The following is a 17,133-nucleotide window of genomic DNA, read 5'->3' on the forward strand; positions in this document are numbered from 1 at the left end:
GGGTATTGACTTTAGCTATCTTAAAGGGCGGCAAATGCTCGTTAGGCTGGATATGATCCAATCTCTTCTTCTTCAAAACATCATGGGTCCTTCCTGGGCCTTTGCTTGCCTGCGGGTAGTTCGAGACCACGGTGCAAGCGGCTATGTGGTTTTCGCGAGGGCTTGGTATTGAGGTTCTTGTTGCTGTTCTCACATTTTATCCCGCTAATCCTATGGGATTGTGGAGGAATTCAGTTGCCTTGCATTGACACCTTGCATCAATCATCACATGCCATCCTGCGGCATCGGAACCTCGGCGATGCGGCACAGCAGCCATTTCTGCGGTCTTTTTGTGTCTGGAGCTAGCTCTCCAAACGCAAACTCTCGCTTATGGGCGGGAGGGCGATGAATAAATTACCCTTTGCAGGGGAATAAACCCGACTGTCTTCGTCAGGTTTCGAACCTCCCGCTCGCCAGTGGGTTGTCGAAAGCTCTCTGTCGAGTGGTTTGTTCAACAAGCCAACGAAGAGGGCTTCGTAATGACTGATACTGGTAAAGAGAAATGTGCCCATACATCCCTTCGCAATGAAGTGGACCAGCTTAGCCTAGCAACCAACCACCTCAAAAATCTGGTTTATTCCATGAGTGTGGTTCTGAGTGAACGCATGGAGCACACACAGGAATATGAAGCGTTGCTGACGCTGTTTGATACTGTGCGCAATCACATTGAAGATGTGCAGGGAAGTAGCGAGAAGATTTCCGTGCTGCTCGAACCTTGTGCGCTGGAAATCTCCAAAGACTAAAAATACGGAATGAAGAGAGGTTTTGCCTCTCGCGGACTATTCTGGCTTGGGAAGCGTGATGCTTCTCAGGCCCTTTTTGATCTTTGCCTCAAGCAGATATGCCCTTTATCAAAGGCACTGAAATTGCGCTCTGACGACAAGCAACAGTTCTCTGACAGCTTTCTAAGGCACTAACTTTATGGGAAGCCTGCATACTGACGACATTAACAGCTTTTCCAGAATTAATTTGAAAGGGTATTTGTAGGAACTAAGAGAGGTGAAATTGCGCTTTCAAACACTCTCATTTGCTTACATAGTGCTGACACAAAGCTCAAAAGCAAAAAACTCCCGGAAGGGAGCTTTGCTAAACCTCTTTATATACCATGAGGTTAAATGGTGAGCCCGCACGGGTTCGAACCGTGGACCTACTGATTAAAAGTCAGTTGCTCTACCAGCTGAGCTACGGGCTCACTAAACACGAGACGTCTGTTGGTGGGTGCATAGGGATTCGAACCCTAGACCGGCTGATTAAGAGTCAGCTGCTCTACCAACTGAGCTATACACCCAAAACGTTTCCCGCCGAAGCGATGGCGGGTGTATATAAAGCCTTTTGCGAGAGCGCAAGGCCCTACGTGCAACTTTTCGAAAATGTCTTGTGTAAAGTAAACTTATCCCAGACTAACCTATGCAAATCTACGAATTTTCGCAGCACAAACACAATTCAGAAGTGCGAAACGCGAAAAAACACCGCAATTTTCGCAAAACTGCCTTCTTATCAATTAGTCCAACGCAAAATTTTCACAGATCTCCCTGCCACGGTCTATCTCAAATCTTCTTAGCAATCACAGGCGTGCACTGCAGCTAAAGTCGCTCCACCATCATCGCACTGCAAAATCCCGTATTTCTGCGGGTTCGCTCAAGCGCAACAATTGCGCTTAGAAAAGCCAATGCAAACAGAGCGAGTAGAACTTTCCGTGACGCAACTTCTGCAAAGCACGCTGACTGTTGCAGATAACTCAAGAAAACGAGAGGTCTTTGCGGCGCAACATTAAGAAGAAGCCACTTGACGCTTTTACGTATCTAAGCCTAATCTCTCCCCGAATTTCAGAGTTTACCTGAGCGATTCAATGGTGAAGCGCGGTAATCTCTTTCACGGTTGGAATTATGTTAAGGGAGAGTGGAGCCCTGAGGCTCCCAATACCAAAATGCAAACTTCAATTCTTCTTATCGTGGTGGGACGCGCGTCGCCGGAGTGAGCAAGCTCACTCGGAACGGTTAGACGCGCACAAGGAGCCAAACGGCTCCTTTTTTTATGGCTAATTCGCAGTGATGTTTAAAAGAGCACCTCTGCAAAACAAACAGTCGGATTGATTGCACACCCTTCAATCAGGCAAAACGAGCAGATACAGGCAACAAGGACTTGATGATGCAACGGGAGATGACAGGCGCTGAAATGGTTCTCCAGGCGCTGAAGGACAACGGGGTGGAACATGTATTTGGATACCCTGGTGGTGCAGTTCTACCCATTTATGATGAGCTGATCCAGCAGGACGCGATCCAGCACATCCTTGTCCGTCACGAGCAAGGCGCAGGCCATGCTGCTGAAGGCTATGCACGCTCTACCGGCAAAGCCGGCATTGCTCTGGTGACCTCTGGTCCGGGCGCAACCAACATGGTGACTGCCCTGACAGACGCCATGCTCGACTCCATCCCCATGGTCTGCATCACCGGTCAGGTACCAACCAACCTCGTTGGGTCTGATGCGTTCCAGGAGTGTGACACCGTTGGCATCACCCGCCCATGCACCAAGCACAACTGGCTGGTGAAGGACGTTGATGATCTGCCTCGCATTCTCCATGAAGCATTTTATGTTGCACAATCTGGTCGTCCCGGCCCTGTTGTTGTCGATATTCCAAAGGATGTTCAGTTTGCCACCGGCACCTATGAAGGTCCGCAAGCAAACCCAAGCAATCACAAAAGCTATCGCCCGCAGCTGAAAGGCGACATGACTGCCATTCGCGCAGCTGTTGAGCTGATGTCAAAAGCCAAACGCCCTGTTTTCTATACAGGCGGCGGCGTCATCAACTCCGGCGCGGCTGCAAGTCAGCTGCTGCGTGAGCTGGTGGATCAGACAGGCTTCCCGATCACCTCCACCCTGATGGGTCTGGGCGCGTATCCGGCTTCTGGCGACCAGTGGCTCGGCATGTTGGGCATGCACGGCACCTATGAAGCCAACATGGCCATGCACGATTGTGATCTGATGATCTGTATCGGTGCACGCTTTGATGACCGCATCACGGGCCGTCTGGACGCCTTCTCACCGAACTCCACCAAGATCCACGTGGACATCGACCCATCCTCCATCAACAAGATCGTCCATGTTGATCTGCCGATCGTTGGCGATGTGGCTCACGTTCTGGAAGACATGGTTCGCATCTGGCGCGCCTCCAGTTTCCGCTCTCAACCAGAGCTGAAGGGATGGCAGACACAGATCGCCAAGTGGCGTGCGCGGGATTGCTTGTCCTACCGCCACAGCGACGATGTCATCATGCCTCAGTACGCATTGCAGCGTCTGAACGCAGCCATCAAAGGCCGCAAGGATGTTTACATCTCCACCGAGGTTGGACAGCACCAGATGTGGGCGGCCCAGTACCTTGGCTTTGAATCGCCAAACCATTGGCTGACCTCAGGTGGCTTTGGCACAATGGGGTATGGCCTGCCAGCAGCCATTGGCGCACAGGTTGCCCATCCAGATGGGCTGTGTATCAACGTTGCAGGCGATGCCTCCATCCTGATGAACATTCAGGAAATGTCGACAGCCGTTCAACACGGTCTGGCACCTAAAACGTTTATTTTGAACAACTCCTACATGGGCATGGTTCGCCAGTGGCAGCAGCTGCTGCATGGCAACCGCCTGTCCCACTCGTATACTGAAAGCCTGCCTGACTTTGTAAAACTGGCAGAAGCCTACGGCGGCAAAGGTATTCGTGTTACCAAACCGGGTGAACTGGATGACGCCATTCAGGAAATGATTGAGACACCGGGTCCGGTTCTGTTTGATTGCTGCGTCGCTCAGCTGACCAACTGCTTCCCAATGATCCCATCAGGCAAAGCGCACAACGAAATGCTGTTGCCAGATGAAGCAACTGATGAAGCCGTTGCAAACGCCATCGACACCGCTGGCAAGTCATTGGTATAGGTAAGCTGGGAGAACCATTATGAACGCACAGAAAACAGACGCTCTATCGGCCTATTTCCTAGCCGAAACCAGCGATGTCCTCGAAACACATACCCTATCTATCATTGTAGACAACGAACCTGGTGTTCTTGCCCGCGTGATTGGCCTGTACTCTGGCCGTGGCTACAACATTGACAGTCTCAGCGTCTCTGAAACTGAGCACGAGAAACACGTTTCCCGTATCACGATTGTGACCACAGGTACTCCTCAGATCATCGAGCAGATCCGCCACCAGCTGGATCGCCTTGTACCGGTGCATATCGTCCGCGACCTGACCGTTGCAGCACGCAACTCCAATCAGGAAAAGCCGCTTGAGCGTGAGCTCGCCCTGATCAAGGTGCGTGGTGAAGGCGAGAAACGTCTGGAAGCCCTGCGCCTTTCAGAAGCTTTCCGAGCAACTGTCATTGATGCAACCATCGATCACTTCGTTTTCGAGATCACAGGTCGCACCAATAAAATCGATCAGTTCATCGAAATCCTGACACCACTCGGTCTTGTTGAGGTTTCACGTACAGGCGTTGCCGCACTTTCACGCGGTTCTCAAGGTCTCAAAGACCTGCAGGATGAAATTTAACAGTTAGAGGACAATTTTGTCCTATTGATATTGAGCGGCGTCTTTTGCAAGTCTGTGAAGACGCCGTTTTATTTTGATAATCTAGAGCGTATCCCCGACAGGTGGGAACCGGTTTTCGGGTAAGGATGCGTGAAGAACAAAAAAAGTCAGAGCACAACGCACAAAAGCAACATGCTCTGACTCAAAAAAGAGTATGCCCCATGAAGACGCCTAGCCGCTTATCCGTCAACGTAAACGCTGTAGCAGTTCTGCGAAATCGCCGCGACGTTCCGTGGCCAAGCGTTACGCATCTGGCGGCCCTCGCTCTCAATGCAGGAGCCAAAGGCATCACCGTGCACCCTCGCCCGGATGAGCGCCATATTCGCCGCACCGATGTTGAAGACATCTCCAAGATGCTGCGCGAAGAGCTGCATGGCAAAGAGCTGTGCCTTGAAGGCTACCCGGATGAGCGCTTCATGGAACTGGTGAAAGAAACCCGCCCGACACAGGTTCTGTTTGTCCCGGACGATCCATCCCAGCAAACCTCAGACCACGGCTGGGACTTCTCCCAAAACATGGACCTCCTGAAAGATGTGATCGCCACGGCAAAGACTTGGGGCGTCCGCACTTCCCTGTTCGTAGACCCGGACCCAAGCCAGCCAGCTCTTGCAGCTGAAGCAGGCGCTGAGCGTATCGAGATCTACACGGGCCCTTACGGTGCCTGTCATTCTGACAAGGAAGCAGAAAAGGTCGAGCTGGAAAAAGTCGTTGCAACCGCAGAAGCTGCAAAGGCAGCAGGCCTTCTGGTTAATGCAGGCCACGATCTCACCGTTGAAAACCTGCCAGCTCTGATTGAGCGCGTACCATACATCTCAGAGGTCTCCATTGGCCACGGCTTCACCGCCGATGCCTTGGAACACGGCTTCACCCAAAGCGTCCGCCGCTTCCGCCACGCTCTCGGCGAGCCTGTAGAGCTATAAGAGCCACCGAGTTTAAGAAAAAGCCTGCTGTGATCCATTACAGCGGGCTTTTTTTTGTAGGCCACTACAGAGCTCAAACCCCTTCAAAATACCGCAGAAACTCGAAGCTGGTGATGTCTTTCTCAATCCACGCTTTGAACGCCTTCAGCTCATTCTCCCGGCTACGCGCATACTGATCCGCTAGCGACGTACCCAATGCCTCCTTCACAAAGTCACTTTCCCGGAAGAGTTCCAATGACGCTTCCAGAGACCGAGGCAGCTTCTCCAAGGTTTCATCCTTGCCCGGATCACCAATCAGCATCGCCGGAGGCTCCTCTCTCTTGCGAAGCCCCTCTAGCCCAGCGGCGGCAATCAACGGCACAATGATATGCGGATGGGTATCAGCTCCAGGACACCGATGCTCCAAACGGATCGCTTGCGGATCAGGGCTGGAAATCACACGCACCGCACTCACCCGGTGTTCCTCTCCCCAACACACTTCTTCAGGACACCCTGTAAACCGCGACAGCCGCCGATAAGAGTTGATGGTTGGCCGGAACGCCAGATGAGACGCCTGCATTTGCGCCAGAAGCCCCGCTACAAAGAACCTTCCCCGCTCACTCAACACCGCCTCCCGATCATAGAACACATTGTGCCCCATCTCGTCGTAGAGGCTGATGTGCACATGGGTTCCGCACGCAGAATCCTGCCCCATCGGCTGATAACGCGCCATAAAAGTCGCAATCAGATCATGCTCCCGGCAAAGCTCTTTCAGGTGATGACGTGCCCGCACTGCATTGTCAGCAGCCTGCAACGGCGAGGTTGGCGACAAGGCAACCTCATACATGCCCCAACCAATCTCACTCTCCATTGAGGACACCCCGATGCCAAGCGAGTCCATACGCACCCGAAACGCTTCCATCAGATCCATGTAATCCGGATCACGATTGACCGAGTCATATTGCAGTGAATGACCAAACGGCTTGAGTTTATGATGCTCGCCTGCCTCAACCAATGCACGGTCAAAGTGAAAGATCCCAAACTCAAACTCCATCCCAACTTTCATGGTGAACTTCAGCTCGGCAAGTTTCTCTTCCAGCATTGCCAACGGGCGGCGCACATCCAGTGAAAAGCGCTCTCCACCCCGTTCATAGCAGTTGAGCAGAACCTCAGAGACCTCAGGCCGCCACCCCAGTTGGCACAGGGTGTTACCATCTGCCAAACTGTGCAAGTTGCCAAAGCCTGTATGATACCAGACATGCGGAGACTCGTAGATCTGCTCACCTGCCGGCTGCCCGTCACCGTGAGGGATGAGGTAAAGCGAAGAATTGGTGGAACATCCCTTCTCCAACCCATCCAGAGGCCGAAGTCGGCACCGCAAAAGCCCGTTCATATCCGGAACCTGCGTGATAACCGAATGTACGCCCCGCTGCTTCAACTGCCCGATTTGCTTGGCCAACGCCTCCTTAGAGGCGGCTTGCTCTTCTGAAAACGTCATCATGCCTGATCTACTCCAAGATGTACCAAGCACCTTAAAGTCAACGCAGATTGCAAAGCGTGGAAGAATTTGGCGACCTTTAAACTAAATCCCTTATCCGCAGAAGTTGCAAGTAAAGCATCAAGACTACCTAGGCAGTACAATTGATACACAGGCACCCAAACGCAAATAATCGACAAAAATCACATCAACCCCATGAAATGATGAAAATAATAGTGCCTAAACCCACTGTGCAGATCAGCAACACTCGTAGAGATAACTAATAGTTTATTGCCAAAAAATTGTCGGGATACGGATTTCTGCTAAGTTGGACATTCCCTAAGGACACCCCATCAAGAATAATAGAAACATGCGCTATTTATACCTCCTAGCCTTCCCTATGGCCCTTGCTGCACATCCCCTCAGTGCGCAGGAAGCCTCCCATCAGACAGAGGCTCCGTTAGAGCTCAACGCAGGCGGTTTCGTCGGCGTCAATGTGGGTCGCACATACCTTGAGTCTGATCAGGTCGACACCAAAGATCATCAACCGGAAACACTCGGGTTTTACGGCTCCTACGCCATCCCACTCTTCCAGCATTTCAGCCTGCAGGTAGATGGTGACATCGAATACTATCAGTTCGACACCAAAGACGGCGACAACACCCTCCGCGACGGTCTGGGTGCAGTCCACTTCGCCTACAAAGACCCACAGCAAGGCCTGTTTGGCGTCTTCGCAGGTGGCGGCGCAACTGTTGACGGTGGCGACGACACGTCCAACAAGACATTCCAGTTCATCGGCCTTGAAGGCCAGTATTACCTTCAGGATATCACCCTATTCAGTCAGGCTGGTTTCCTGGATGGTGACGATGATCAGTACGAGACCATCGACAACGGCCTGTTTGCACGCGGTGGTGCCAGCTACTACTTTACACCAAACACCAAGCTGACTGGCTCTCTGTCTTACGTCACCGGAGATCGCTACAATCGCCCAGGCCCAAGCGATGCACGCGACGGCGAAGTGAACATCTTCAGCTGGGGCGCAGAGTTCAAGCAAAGCTTCACTGCTCTGCCAGTTGGTCTCAGCGCGTCCTACAACGGTCATGACTTCCAGATCAAAGGGGATGAGTCTGACGAGCCAACCGTCCATGAGTTCCGTTTTGGCGCATTCTTCCAGTTCGGCACCACAACACTGCAGGAAAACGACCGCACTGCAGCAGGCTCCGATTTGCCTGAGTTGAAACGTTGGATTTCCCTCTCAACCAACGAAGTCGACTAAACCTCCAGGATGAGGCTGAGCTATGTAGTAATACGCTATTACCCGCTTAGCCTCATCCCTTGCTAGGTTTCCCTCGCAGCCACATCTGGGAGGGAAACATGTCTGCCAAAAAAGTCCTTATGATCACCGGTGACTTCACCGAGGATTACGAAACCATGGTACCATTTCAGACCTTGGGCGCCGTTGGTCATGATGTTCACGCCGTTTGCCCGGATAAAAAGGCAGGCGACACCGTCGCAACGTCCATCCATGACTTTGAAGGTGACCAGACCTACACCGAAAAACGCGGTCACAACTTCACACTCAACGCCAGCTTTGACGCCATCAACCCGGCGGACTATGACGCACTCGTCATTCCCGGTGGCCGTGCACCAGAATACCTGCGCCTGAACCCAGCCGTTCTGGACATGGTGCGTCATTTCTTTAAAGAGAACAAACCGGTCGCCGCCATCTGCCATGGCGCACAACTTCTGTCTGCAGCTGGCGTGTTACAGGGCAGAACCTGCTCTGCTTATCCAGCCTGCGCACCAGAGGTCACCATGTCCGGCGGTAAGTTCGCTGACATTGACGTGGCTGATGCAGTCACCGATGGCAACTTGGTCACGGCGCCAGCATGGCCAGCTCATCCAGCATGGCTCAAGCAGTTCCTTGCCCTGTTGAACCAGCCTGCTTATGCTTAAGCAGCGGCATTAGACAATTGCGGAGGGGACCATGTGCGAGCTTTTCATCAAAGCAGATACTGACCTGTGGGAGAGCACCACACGCTCCCTTCGCATTGACCGCATGGTGACCAGTGTTCGGTTGGAAACCTATTTCTGGACCATCCTTGAAGAAATCGCTGAGCGTGATGACATGTCCGTTGGCCAGCTTCTGACACGCCTGCACAATGAATCCATTGAAGCCGGACATGACTTGGGCAATTTCACCAGCTTCCTGCGCGTGTGCTGTCTCCGCTATCTCTCGCTACAGGTGACAGAGGATATCCCGAAAGACAAATCCGTCCCGATCAGCACCCTCAATGCTCCTCAGTTACTGAAGAACGAACGTGCCTATCGAGCCAAATCACAGCAGGCAGTCACCGGCACAAGTTAGGCTCCCCTCACCTGACACAAGCAAGGGAAGCCAGTTCGCTACTACGCAAAGACAAAGTCTTCGGCGCTTAGGCTATGAGTGAACAACCATCCCGTATCCACCTCGAGCACATCATTGCCGTAGGATATGGTGATCCATCCTCCCAAAACAGTCTCGTTGATATCCAACTCCGAAAATGAGCTTACACCGGCAGCGGAAAGATCAATGGTGTCCTCGCCAACGTCAAAGTCATCAATCACATCCTTCATGCCATCATCCTCAAAGCAGAACGTGTCGGCACCGTCTCCTCCAACAAGAAAGTCACGGCCCGCACCATCCCGCAATACGTCGTTGCCGTCACCACCTTCCAGAATGTCATCTCCTGCACCACCGAGCAGCCGGTCATTGCCATCTTCCCCGCGCAGATGATCATCACCTGCAAACCCTTCCAACGCATCATCGCCATCGTTCCCACGCAGCAAGTCATCGGAGGCGGAACCAAGGATGTAGGCGTCCTGCCCGTGATGACCGGTTGAATCGAGAGGAATTTGAATATCCTCAACCCACGTATCATCACGTTTCTGATCAGAAAGCCCGGAGATGATCAACACACTGTCACGGCTCATCTCACCATAGAACTCGGAGGCATTGATCGCATTGAATGCTGTGCTGTAATTAAACGGCAGGTGCGCCGACCAGCTCGGTAAGTTGAGCAAACCGCCGCCATCCCAAAACAGCGGTGTATCATACCAATCGTTGAAAATGACGATATTACTGGTGTCGTAGCCATAGTCCGTATCATTGCCCGTCAGATCCAGACCATCAGAGGAGATCGTCGAGGGCACCGGATCATTTTCCAGATCAAAGCTGAAAAGCTCTGCCCCGCTGTCCAGAACAGCAGCTCCGTCCTCAGGCGTATAATGACTCGCAAACGCCATGTAGTTGGCATCTACAAAGAAGCCATCCAGCCAGTCATTGCTGCGCTCTGCCATGTTGGCAACAGCCCCGCCACCCAGCGAATGGCCCGTCACAACCAGATCACTGCCATCCAGACCATGCCCAACCATGAAGTCCTTCAGCGCAGCAAGCAGCCCTCCAAATGCCTCTTCCACGTAATGCGGTTCATCCTTGAAGAACTCAAGATAGTCGATCACGTCCCCAATCGTGTCGGTAACAATGTTGTCTAATGTCCCCGTCGTTCCACGAAACGCCAGCGCAACCTGCGTGATGTTGCCTTGATCATCATACTTGGCCAACACGTCTGCCTGAGCATCTTTGAACTTGAACGTCTCTCCCTGAAACGTCCCGTTGTGATCAACGATTGCTCCATCATACTCAAGATCAGCAGCAGAAAGGACCGTCCATCCCTTCTCCTCAATCCTGTCGCGTGCCGCTTGTTCACTCTCTCCGCTCAACAATCCGGCCTGATCTTCAGTTCCCCAAAGAGTTCCGACCAGTGTTCCCAGCGAGAACCCGTTGGCTTGATACGCACTCCCAAGCGCATCATCCAACCCGTGATAACTATAAAGCATCAAGTCCAAAGCATCAGACATGAGCTGTCGCGCATCATTCCCTTTATACTCAAATAAAGACATCATCCCTCCCGAATGCAAAGCAACTACATCCTGAAGGAAAACGCCGGTCTCACAATAACCAATAGTAGGACTATGAATTCCATATTTCATATATTTGAAATGCAGATGGATGTTCATCCAGAAAACAACAGGTAACCTAACCAACACCAATGAAACTATTGCGTTATATCTGGATGATCTTGCTGGAAGAACAAATTCATTCAGCTCATCTAAATCACGCTTCCCCTACAAATCCCTCTTGTATATTAGTTTATTAGCATATATTAATATACTAAATTAAGGAGAGATCGGAGGGCAATCAATTGGATCTTCTCAGGCAAAACGTTTGGTCCCCTTACCTGGCGGGCATAATTATTGGGCTCTTGCAAATCCCGGCATTTCTGCTGGTTGATACTGCGCTGGGGGCATCATCCTCTTTCGTCACCGGCACCGGCTTCATCTTCTCGCTGTTTGATTCCAGCATCACGGAGATCAAGTACTTCGCCAAGTACATGTCCAAGGACAAGTACTTCTGGCAAAGCGCATTGGTCATCGGCATCGCTCTTGGTGCGCTGATTTCCTACAAAGCAAGTGGCCGCAAAGCCAGCTTCTCATCCGCCAGCTGGAAGAACATTGGCGCAAGCTCGGCACCAGTTGCCCGCCTCCTGCAAGGTTTCATCGGCGGTTTCGTTCTGCTGGTTGGCGCCCGCATCGCAGGCGGCTGCACATCAGGCCACGGCATCTCAGGTCTTGCTCAGCTTGGCGTTGGCTCCAGTGTTGCTGTTGCAGCCATGTTCGCAGGTGGCATCGTCACCGCCAATCTTCTTTACAAACGCGCATCCTAAGGAGAGGTCATATGGAAATTTTCTGGCTTGTTATCCTCGGCCTCACCATGGGCATCATCTTCGGTGTCGCACTGGAAAAGTCTCGCGTCATGGAACCCGGCGTGCTCATCGGTCAGTTCCTCTTCAAAGACTACACCATGCTTAAAATGTTCCTTGCAGCAACAGCAACTGGTCTGGTCGTTCTCTCTGGCCTGACCGCACTCGGCCTTGCTGAGCTGCACCCGAAAAGCTTTGTTGTTGGCAACATCATCGTCGGCGGTACTATCCTCGGTGCAGGCATAGCCATCGCAGGCGCGTGCCCCGGTACAGTCTTCGCCCAGATTGGCCGCGGCTACAAAGACGCATGGCTCACCATCATCGGCGGCATCATGGGTGCAGCGTTTTATGGCTACAACAAATCCCTCATTGACGGCGTGTTGGACATGGGCAGCCTTGGCAAGATCACCTACGCAGATCTGTTCCCATCCCTGCCCTTCTGGATGCTCGGCCTCATCACCGCAGCTGCCCTCGTCGTAGTCATGATTGCGCTGGAAATGTACCGCCCATGGAAAGTGGATCGTGGCATGGATCAGAACAACGATGCATCTGCCAGCTCAAATGCTGCACATGCATAATTTAAGAGCCCCCAACTGAACTGACCTTTGTTCAGATCAGTAATGCCCTGAAGGAGCACAGACCTTCGGGGCATTTTTTTGCGTGAATGAGAAATGATCAAACCAAACTCACCCTAAGACACCTAATTTTGTTGCGCTCACACTGCATTTTCCCTCACTTTCCTGTTGCATCCATTTCGATTCTACGGCATAACCGAACCGTACCGTACGGTACAGAAAATCAAACAAGCCAAACCGCTGGAATTAGAACCGCATATGTCCACTGAGCCAGAACAACCAGACTTTACAGACCGCCAGCGCGCGGTTCTGGACAAAGCCCTGGAGCTGCTCGTGGAAGGCGGTGAAAAAGCGCTGACAACAGCCGCTATCGCTCGTGCTGCGGGATGCTCGAAAGAGAGCCTCTACAAGTGGTTTGGAGATCGCGATGGATTGCTTGCTGCAATCGTTACCCGTCAGGCCTCTAAGGTTATTCCGGGTGCTGATCCAGCTGCAAACATGAGCGAAGACGGCCTGCGCGCCGCATTAGAAGAATTTGCCAGAAACCTGCTGGAGACCATCTCCGGCGACGTTTCTCTGGCCCTGAACAGACTTGCCATCGGGCAAGCCAGCAAATCTGAAACCGGTCTTGGCGCTATCCTCGAAAAGAGTGGCCGCGCCCGCATTGGCAGACAGACCACAGCTTTGCTGGAAAAAGGATGCACACTTGGCTACCTGCACTGCGAAGATCCGCAGGAAGCCTACAGCACACTCTACGGGCTGGTCGTCCGCGATCAGCACATCCGCATGCTTCTGGGCGGCACCGCACAGGCATCGGCAAAAGACTTGGAACTGGCTGCTCAAACAGCAGTCAAACAGTTCATACAGCTCTACGGAGCGCAGAATTAAAGCGCATCCCCGAAAAGTGGAAACAACTTTTCAGGGATACGCAGACCAAAAACTAGACCATACGTGCTTTGGGAAAGGCACGGGCGAAACAAAGGGTAGTACCATGCGCGTATATTATGACCGCGATTGCGATTTGAACCTGCTCAAGGGCAAAAACATCACCATCATCGGCTACGGTTCTCAGGGTCGAGCACATGCAATGAACCTGAAGGACAGCGGCGTTGCAGGCATCACCATCGCTCTGCGCGAAGGTTCCACAACACGCCTGAAAGCTGAAGCAGACGGTTTCACCTGTAAAACTGTTGCAGAAGCTGCAAAAGACGCCGACCTGATGATGATGGCAACTCCTGATGAGCTGCAGGCAGACATCTGGAAAGAAGAAATCGCAGCCAACATCCGTGACGGCGCTGCAATCGCTTTCGCACACGGCCTGAACGTTCACTTCGGCCTGATCGAGCCTAAGTCCACCATCGACGTTCTCATGGTTGCACCAAAAGGCCCAGGCCACACCGTTCGCGGCGAATACCAGAAAGGCGGCGGTGTACCTTGTCTGATCGCTGTTCATCAGGACGCAACAGGCAACGCAAAAGACCTCGGTCTGGCATACGCATCCGGTGTTGGTGGCGGCCGTTCCGGCATCATCGAAACCTCCTTCCGCGAAGAGTGTGAGACCGATCTGTTCGGTGAGCAGGCAGTTCTCTGCGGTGGTCTGGTTGAACTGATCCGCGCTGGCTTTGAAACTCTGACCGAAGCTGGTTACGCACCAGAAATGGCATACTTCGAGTGTCTGCATGAAGTGAAGCTCATCGTAGACCTGATCTACGAAGGTGGCATCGCCAACATGAACTACTCCATCTCCAACACCGCTGAGTGGGGTGAGTACCAGACTGGTCCGCGCATCGTGACTTCCGAGACCAAAGCAGAAATGAAGCGCGTACTGGAAGAAATCCAGAACGGTACCTTCACCTCTGAGTGGATCCAGGAATACAAGGCTGGTGGCGCGAAATTCAAAGCAACACGCCGCCTGAACGACGAGCACCCAATCGAAGAAGTTGGCGCAAAGCTCCGCGAAATGATGCCTTGGATCTCCGCTGGCCAGCTGGTCGACAAAGCGAAGAACTAATCTGATCCTCATCGCAGGATACGCATAAAACAAAATCAGAGCGGCAGTTGAATTTAATCTCAACTGCCGCTCTGATTGTTTTTATAAAGATCAATGCACTGAAGACCTGGTCACCCGGTTTTATCTCTGCAGGTTCGGCTCAACCTCAAGCTGAATTTTCCCGGCATCAACGGCATCAGGCTGCAAACTGAGCATGTTCTGAAAGAAGCTCTTTTCTTTAATCTCTATGGTTTTCTTGTCTCGTCTGCTTGCAACACTGCTGGCAGGCAAAGCTTCATCAGAGGGAGCAACCGAAAACTCTTTTGCTAAACCCTCTGGCAGCTCAATTGAATATTCACCGCTATCAAGATTATAGGCTCTGAAAAAACCCTGATCATCCGTGAACACAGTAATGGCCTTATCGCTATCCTTGTTTTTCAGCAGCAATGGAGCATTCGCAATAGGTTCATTTTGATCATCAACCGCCTGCCCACACACCGAGGCAGCAGGCGCACCCGTCACGGCATCACTCCCCTCACATCCCCCCATTGAGAACGCTGGTATACTGACCAAAACCAAGGCGAAAAACATCACAAAACGAGCGAAATGGCGGATCATCATCTACGCTCCTCCTTAGCGGTTTTTGCTCAAAACAACGGTCGGTTTAAACTTCTCGCCTGCATTAAAAAATCGGGGAGCAACATCCGGATCGCCCAACGGGACCAGATACCCGTTATAAGACTTCCAGTTGCTGGGAACGGTTAACTTGATCTCAAGCTCTTCCTCGTTGCCCCAGCTCTCCACGGAATCCCATTCATCGCTGACAACCGCCAGCGCAACCATGTTGACAGAGTGCGGTTGCTCAATTCTGACCGTAGCAACAAGCTCAGTTAGGTTGGGAGAATTGCCAAATTGCTGCAGGCAAAAGACAATCAATCCTCCACCGATGAACGTCACAGCAATCGGCGCCGCGTTTGTTTTCAGCTTGCCAAAAAATGGAAGTTCAAGCTCAACAACGCGCCCCTCATTGTCAACAAATCGCTTTTCTTTAATCAGCGCATAGACCGACAAGATGGCGATAAGACCGCCAAATAAAATACCCGTAAGAGCAAGAATAAAGGCAAAGAGCATCCAGACCTCCCACCAATCACTCCAAAAATATCCCAGCCAATTCGAAAAAACCAACCGTCAATATTCGAGAAGAAAAGCAGCGATGCTCAAACAGAATAAATCCAGCTCACCTTTATCCAATCAACAATAATCAATAATCTTCCAAAGGCTTAGAGATCCACGACATCCAGAAAAACCAGAGCCTTCACTGTGTTTTTCTGTGCTTAAAATTGCTCACTTTACACAACACCCTCATCAGGTAATTTACGTAGTATTAGAGCGATTGGCCCGAAACCATCTTTTGCAAGGTTAGGGCGTGGAGTTTTTCTTGAATCCTATTAGCAGTCCATTACAAAGACTTGATAAGTTCCCAATTTTATTCTTCGCAGTGATGTTTTTTGGCGCATTTTCGATTGCCTTCGTAATCCCATTATTGAGCACCTACATCATCGAGGAATTACAGGAACCCGCGTTTAATCTTGCGCTGGTCATCGGTGGGTTTTCGGTTGTGTCTCTTGCTACCAACCGCATTTTTGGTGGTCTGATTGATGGTGGCAACCGCGTCAAACCATTGCTTCTCATCAACATTTGCGCCTTCACTGTTCATGCTCTCATCCAATTGACTGCCCCCTCCTACCTGTCTCTCGTCATTCTCGGCATTCCGTTGATCGGCATCAGTGCTGGCGCGCTCTCCACCATGTACTCCACGGGTCGGTTGATTGCCGAGCAGACCGGACGCGATCCGGGCACCTTCAACCTTCACATGCGTATTTGCCTGTCGCTTGGGTGGGTCTTTGGTCCGCCTACAGCCTTCCTGCTTTATGGCACCTATGGGTTTCAGGAAATCCATCTTGCAGCAGCTATTTCAGCCTTCATCTGGCTCACCCTTTGCCTGCTGTTCATCCCCGCAACACTGAAAACTCACATCAAGAAGCATGCTCAGGAAAGCAGCACTGCCAACACAGTTCCCATGATGTTGCTGATCGCATGTGTTCCCGTATTTGCCCTGTCCGCCGCAAACAGCGTTTTCTTTTCGGCAGGCCCCGTTTACTTCATCAAGGAGATGGGCCTCTCGGTCTCCGTCCCCGGCTGGGCTTTTGCAACCAAAAGCCTCTTTGAAGTCATCATCATCTATTTTGCAATCAAGCCAACACAGCGGATTGGCGAGCGGAATATGATGTTACTTTCTGGCCTTGGCGCCATGCTCTTCTTTGCAACAATCACAAGCGCTACCTCTGTTGGACAAGTGCTCATGCTCTGCATCATTGAGGGCATGTACTATGGCATTTGTGCCAGTGTAGGCATCACGTTCATCCAGAACTATGCCCGTCACAAACCTGGCATCGCAACCTCTTACTTCGTCAATGCCATCTTCGTCGGCGGCCTAGCTGGCAACGTCCTTACTGGAGTTGTGGCGTCCTACACCACCTTCCAAAACACAATCTTAAGCAGCGTCGGCCTGGCAGCTCTGGCCACCTTAATCCTATTGGTCATCAAGCCCCCCCAACACCAGCAGCTTGCACAAACATCCTGAGCATTTGCGCTGGCTGACACAGCGCGCATAAATGCACGGCAACATCTCCTGCTTGCAATTCCTTCAAGGAGATGTATCAATACGTACATTCCCTCGTGACTCCATAAGCCTTTTCCCCTCACCTTTGGATTCCC

Annotated in this window: 16 protein-coding genes and 2 tRNA genes; 12 read left to right on the top strand and 6 right to left on the bottom strand. The window is 51.9% G+C overall.

Translation table 11 applies throughout. From position 1 onward, the window contains the following. Positions 1-518 precede the first annotated feature (518 nt). Complete coding sequence (locus BM231_RS06650) at positions 519-782, top strand: hypothetical protein (protein WP_093517895.1); 264 nt, start codon at positions 519-521, stop codon at positions 780-782. 373 nt (positions 783-1,155) lie between these two features. Here the strand turns inward: BM231_RS06650 and BM231_RS06660 are convergent. Next, positions 1,156-1,231 (bottom strand) — tRNA-Lys (locus BM231_RS06660). A gap of 20 nt (positions 1,232-1,251) precedes the next feature. Then, positions 1,252-1,327: transfer RNA gene (locus BM231_RS06665), tRNA-Lys, on the bottom strand. A gap of 860 nt (positions 1,328-2,187) precedes the next feature. Here BM231_RS06665 and BM231_RS06670 point away from each other — a divergent pair. From BM231_RS06670 to BM231_RS06680, 3 genes are all read left to right on the top strand, one after another. Further along, positions 2,188-3,960 carry an acetolactate synthase 3 large subunit gene (locus BM231_RS06670; RefSeq protein ID WP_093518488.1) on the top strand — a complete coding sequence of 591 codons (1,773 nt, stop codon included), beginning with the start codon at positions 2,188-2,190 and terminating at the stop codon, positions 3,958-3,960. A 19-nt stretch (positions 3,961-3,979) separates the two neighbouring features. Further along, positions 3,980-4,573 carry an acetolactate synthase small subunit gene (gene ilvN, locus BM231_RS06675; protein WP_057465780.1) on the top strand — a complete coding sequence of 198 codons (594 nt, stop codon included), beginning with the start codon at positions 3,980-3,982 and terminating at the stop codon, positions 4,571-4,573. 200 nt (positions 4,574-4,773) lie between these two features. Then, positions 4,774-5,532 carry a pyridoxine 5'-phosphate synthase gene (locus BM231_RS06680; protein WP_093518490.1) on the top strand — a complete coding sequence of 253 codons (759 nt, stop codon included), beginning with the start codon at positions 4,774-4,776 and terminating at the stop codon, positions 5,530-5,532. Positions 5,533-5,605: 73 nt separating this feature from the next. Here BM231_RS06680 and BM231_RS06685 read toward each other — a convergent pair whose 3' ends face one another. Next, complete coding sequence (locus BM231_RS06685) at positions 5,606-7,012, bottom strand: type I glutamate--ammonia ligase (protein WP_093517897.1); 1,407 nt, start codon at positions 7,010-7,012, stop codon at positions 5,606-5,608. Between the two features lie 346 nt (positions 7,013-7,358). On the opposite strand from BM231_RS06685, the gene BM231_RS06690 reads away from it, so the two are divergent. The 3 genes from BM231_RS06690 (at position 7,359) to BM231_RS06700 (ending at position 9,356) form a co-directional block, all read left to right on the top strand. Beyond that, on the top strand, positions 7,359-8,264 hold the full coding sequence (locus tag BM231_RS06690; RefSeq protein ID WP_093517899.1) for a hypothetical protein: 906 nt from the start codon (positions 7,359-7,361) through the stop codon (positions 8,262-8,264). A 98-nt stretch (positions 8,265-8,362) separates the two neighbouring features. Beyond that, positions 8,363-8,944 carry a DJ-1/PfpI family protein gene (locus tag BM231_RS06695; RefSeq protein ID WP_093517901.1) on the top strand — a complete coding sequence of 194 codons (582 nt, stop codon included), beginning with the start codon at positions 8,363-8,365 and terminating at the stop codon, positions 8,942-8,944. A 31-nt stretch (positions 8,945-8,975) separates the two neighbouring features. Beyond that, a complete protein-coding gene (locus tag BM231_RS06700) occupies positions 8,976-9,356 on the top strand; it encodes a ribbon-helix-helix domain-containing protein (RefSeq protein WP_093517903.1) in 381 nt (126 codons plus the stop codon). A 41-nt stretch (positions 9,357-9,397) separates the two neighbouring features. Here the strand turns inward: BM231_RS06700 and BM231_RS06705 are convergent, their stop codons facing one another. Beyond that, complete coding sequence (locus tag BM231_RS06705) at positions 9,398-10,930, bottom strand: hypothetical protein (RefSeq protein ID WP_208860153.1); 1,533 nt, start codon at positions 10,928-10,930, stop codon at positions 9,398-9,400. 302 nt (positions 10,931-11,232) lie between these two features. Here BM231_RS06705 and BM231_RS06710 point away from each other — a divergent pair, with 302 nt between their 5' ends. The 4 genes from BM231_RS06710 (at position 11,233) to ilvC (ending at position 14,376) form a co-directional block, all read left to right on the top strand. Then, the gene (locus BM231_RS06710) at positions 11,233-11,754 is read left to right on the top strand and encodes a YeeE/YedE thiosulfate transporter family protein (RefSeq protein WP_093517905.1); all 522 of its coding nucleotides are present in this window, start codon (positions 11,233-11,235) and stop codon (positions 11,752-11,754) included. An 11-nt stretch (positions 11,755-11,765) separates the two neighbouring features. Further along, positions 11,766-12,368 carry a YeeE/YedE thiosulfate transporter family protein gene (locus BM231_RS06715; RefSeq protein ID WP_093517907.1) on the top strand — a complete coding sequence of 201 codons (603 nt, stop codon included), beginning with the start codon at positions 11,766-11,768 and terminating at the stop codon, positions 12,366-12,368. A 255-nt stretch (positions 12,369-12,623) separates the two neighbouring features. After that, on the top strand, positions 12,624-13,253 hold the full coding sequence (locus BM231_RS06720) for a TetR/AcrR family transcriptional regulator (protein ID WP_057465771.1): 630 nt from the start codon (positions 12,624-12,626) through the stop codon (positions 13,251-13,253). A 103-nt stretch (positions 13,254-13,356) separates the two neighbouring features. Then, on the top strand, positions 13,357-14,376 hold the full coding sequence (gene ilvC / locus BM231_RS06725; RefSeq protein ID WP_063301472.1) for a ketol-acid reductoisomerase: 1,020 nt from the start codon (positions 13,357-13,359) through the stop codon (positions 14,374-14,376). A gap of 120 nt (positions 14,377-14,496) precedes the next feature. Here the strand turns inward: ilvC and BM231_RS06730 are convergent, their stop codons facing one another. Both BM231_RS06730 and BM231_RS06735 read right to left on the bottom strand, forming a co-directional pair. Next, positions 14,497-14,976 (bottom strand): carboxypeptidase-like regulatory domain-containing protein, encoded by a 480-nt coding sequence (locus tag BM231_RS06730; protein ID WP_063298156.1) that lies wholly within the window; start codon positions 14,974-14,976, stop codon positions 14,497-14,499. Positions 14,977-14,988: 12 nt separating this feature from the next. Continuing rightward, positions 14,989-15,486 carry a hypothetical protein gene (locus BM231_RS06735; protein WP_063298157.1) on the bottom strand — a complete coding sequence of 166 codons (498 nt, stop codon included), beginning with the start codon at positions 15,484-15,486 and terminating at the stop codon, positions 14,989-14,991. Positions 15,487-15,793: 307 nt separating this feature from the next. Here BM231_RS06735 and BM231_RS06740 point away from each other — a divergent pair, with 307 nt between their 5' ends. Continuing rightward, the gene (locus tag BM231_RS06740) at positions 15,794-16,999 is read left to right on the top strand and encodes an MFS transporter (RefSeq protein WP_208860154.1); all 1,206 of its coding nucleotides are present in this window, start codon (positions 15,794-15,796) and stop codon (positions 16,997-16,999) included. Positions 17,000-17,133 lie beyond the last annotated feature (134 nt).

This window comes from Pseudovibrio ascidiaceicola, from assembly GCF_900114245.1.
Lineage (GTDB): Bacteria > Pseudomonadota > Alphaproteobacteria > Rhizobiales > Stappiaceae > Pseudovibrio > Pseudovibrio ascidiaceicola.

Excerpts from the sequence above, each read along its gene's own strand:
- BM231_RS06650 (WP_093517895.1), top strand. The coding sequence starts at position 519 with ATGACTGATACTGGTAAAGAGAAATGTGCCCATACATCCCTTCGCAAT.
- BM231_RS06670 (WP_093518488.1), top strand. The coding sequence starts at position 2,188 with ATGCAACGGGAGATGACAGGCGCTGAAATGGTTCTCCAGGCGCTGAAG.
- ilvN (WP_057465780.1), top strand. The coding sequence starts at position 3,980 with ATGAACGCACAGAAAACAGACGCTCTATCGGCCTATTTCCTAGCCGAA.
- BM231_RS06680 (WP_093518490.1), top strand. The coding sequence starts at position 4,774 with ATGAAGACGCCTAGCCGCTTATCCGTCAACGTAAACGCTGTAGCAGTT.
- BM231_RS06685 (WP_093517897.1), bottom strand. The coding sequence starts at position 7,012 with ATGATGACGTTTTCAGAAGAGCAAGCCGCCTCTAAGGAGGCGTTGGCC.
- BM231_RS06690 (WP_093517899.1), top strand. The coding sequence starts at position 7,359 with ATGCGCTATTTATACCTCCTAGCCTTCCCTATGGCCCTTGCTGCACAT.
- BM231_RS06695 (WP_093517901.1), top strand. The coding sequence starts at position 8,363 with ATGTCTGCCAAAAAAGTCCTTATGATCACCGGTGACTTCACCGAGGAT.
- BM231_RS06700 (WP_093517903.1), top strand. The coding sequence starts at position 8,976 with ATGTGCGAGCTTTTCATCAAAGCAGATACTGACCTGTGGGAGAGCACC.
- BM231_RS06705 (WP_208860153.1), bottom strand. The coding sequence starts at position 10,930 with ATGTCTTTATTTGAGTATAAAGGGAATGATGCGCGACAGCTCATGTCT.
- BM231_RS06715 (WP_093517907.1), top strand. The coding sequence starts at position 11,766 with ATGGAAATTTTCTGGCTTGTTATCCTCGGCCTCACCATGGGCATCATC.
- BM231_RS06720 (WP_057465771.1), top strand. The coding sequence starts at position 12,624 with ATGTCCACTGAGCCAGAACAACCAGACTTTACAGACCGCCAGCGCGCG.
- ilvC (WP_063301472.1), top strand. The coding sequence starts at position 13,357 with ATGCGCGTATATTATGACCGCGATTGCGATTTGAACCTGCTCAAGGGC.
- BM231_RS06730 (WP_063298156.1), bottom strand. The coding sequence starts at position 14,976 with ATGATGATCCGCCATTTCGCTCGTTTTGTGATGTTTTTCGCCTTGGTT.
- BM231_RS06735 (WP_063298157.1), bottom strand. The coding sequence starts at position 15,486 with ATGCTCTTTGCCTTTATTCTTGCTCTTACGGGTATTTTATTTGGCGGT.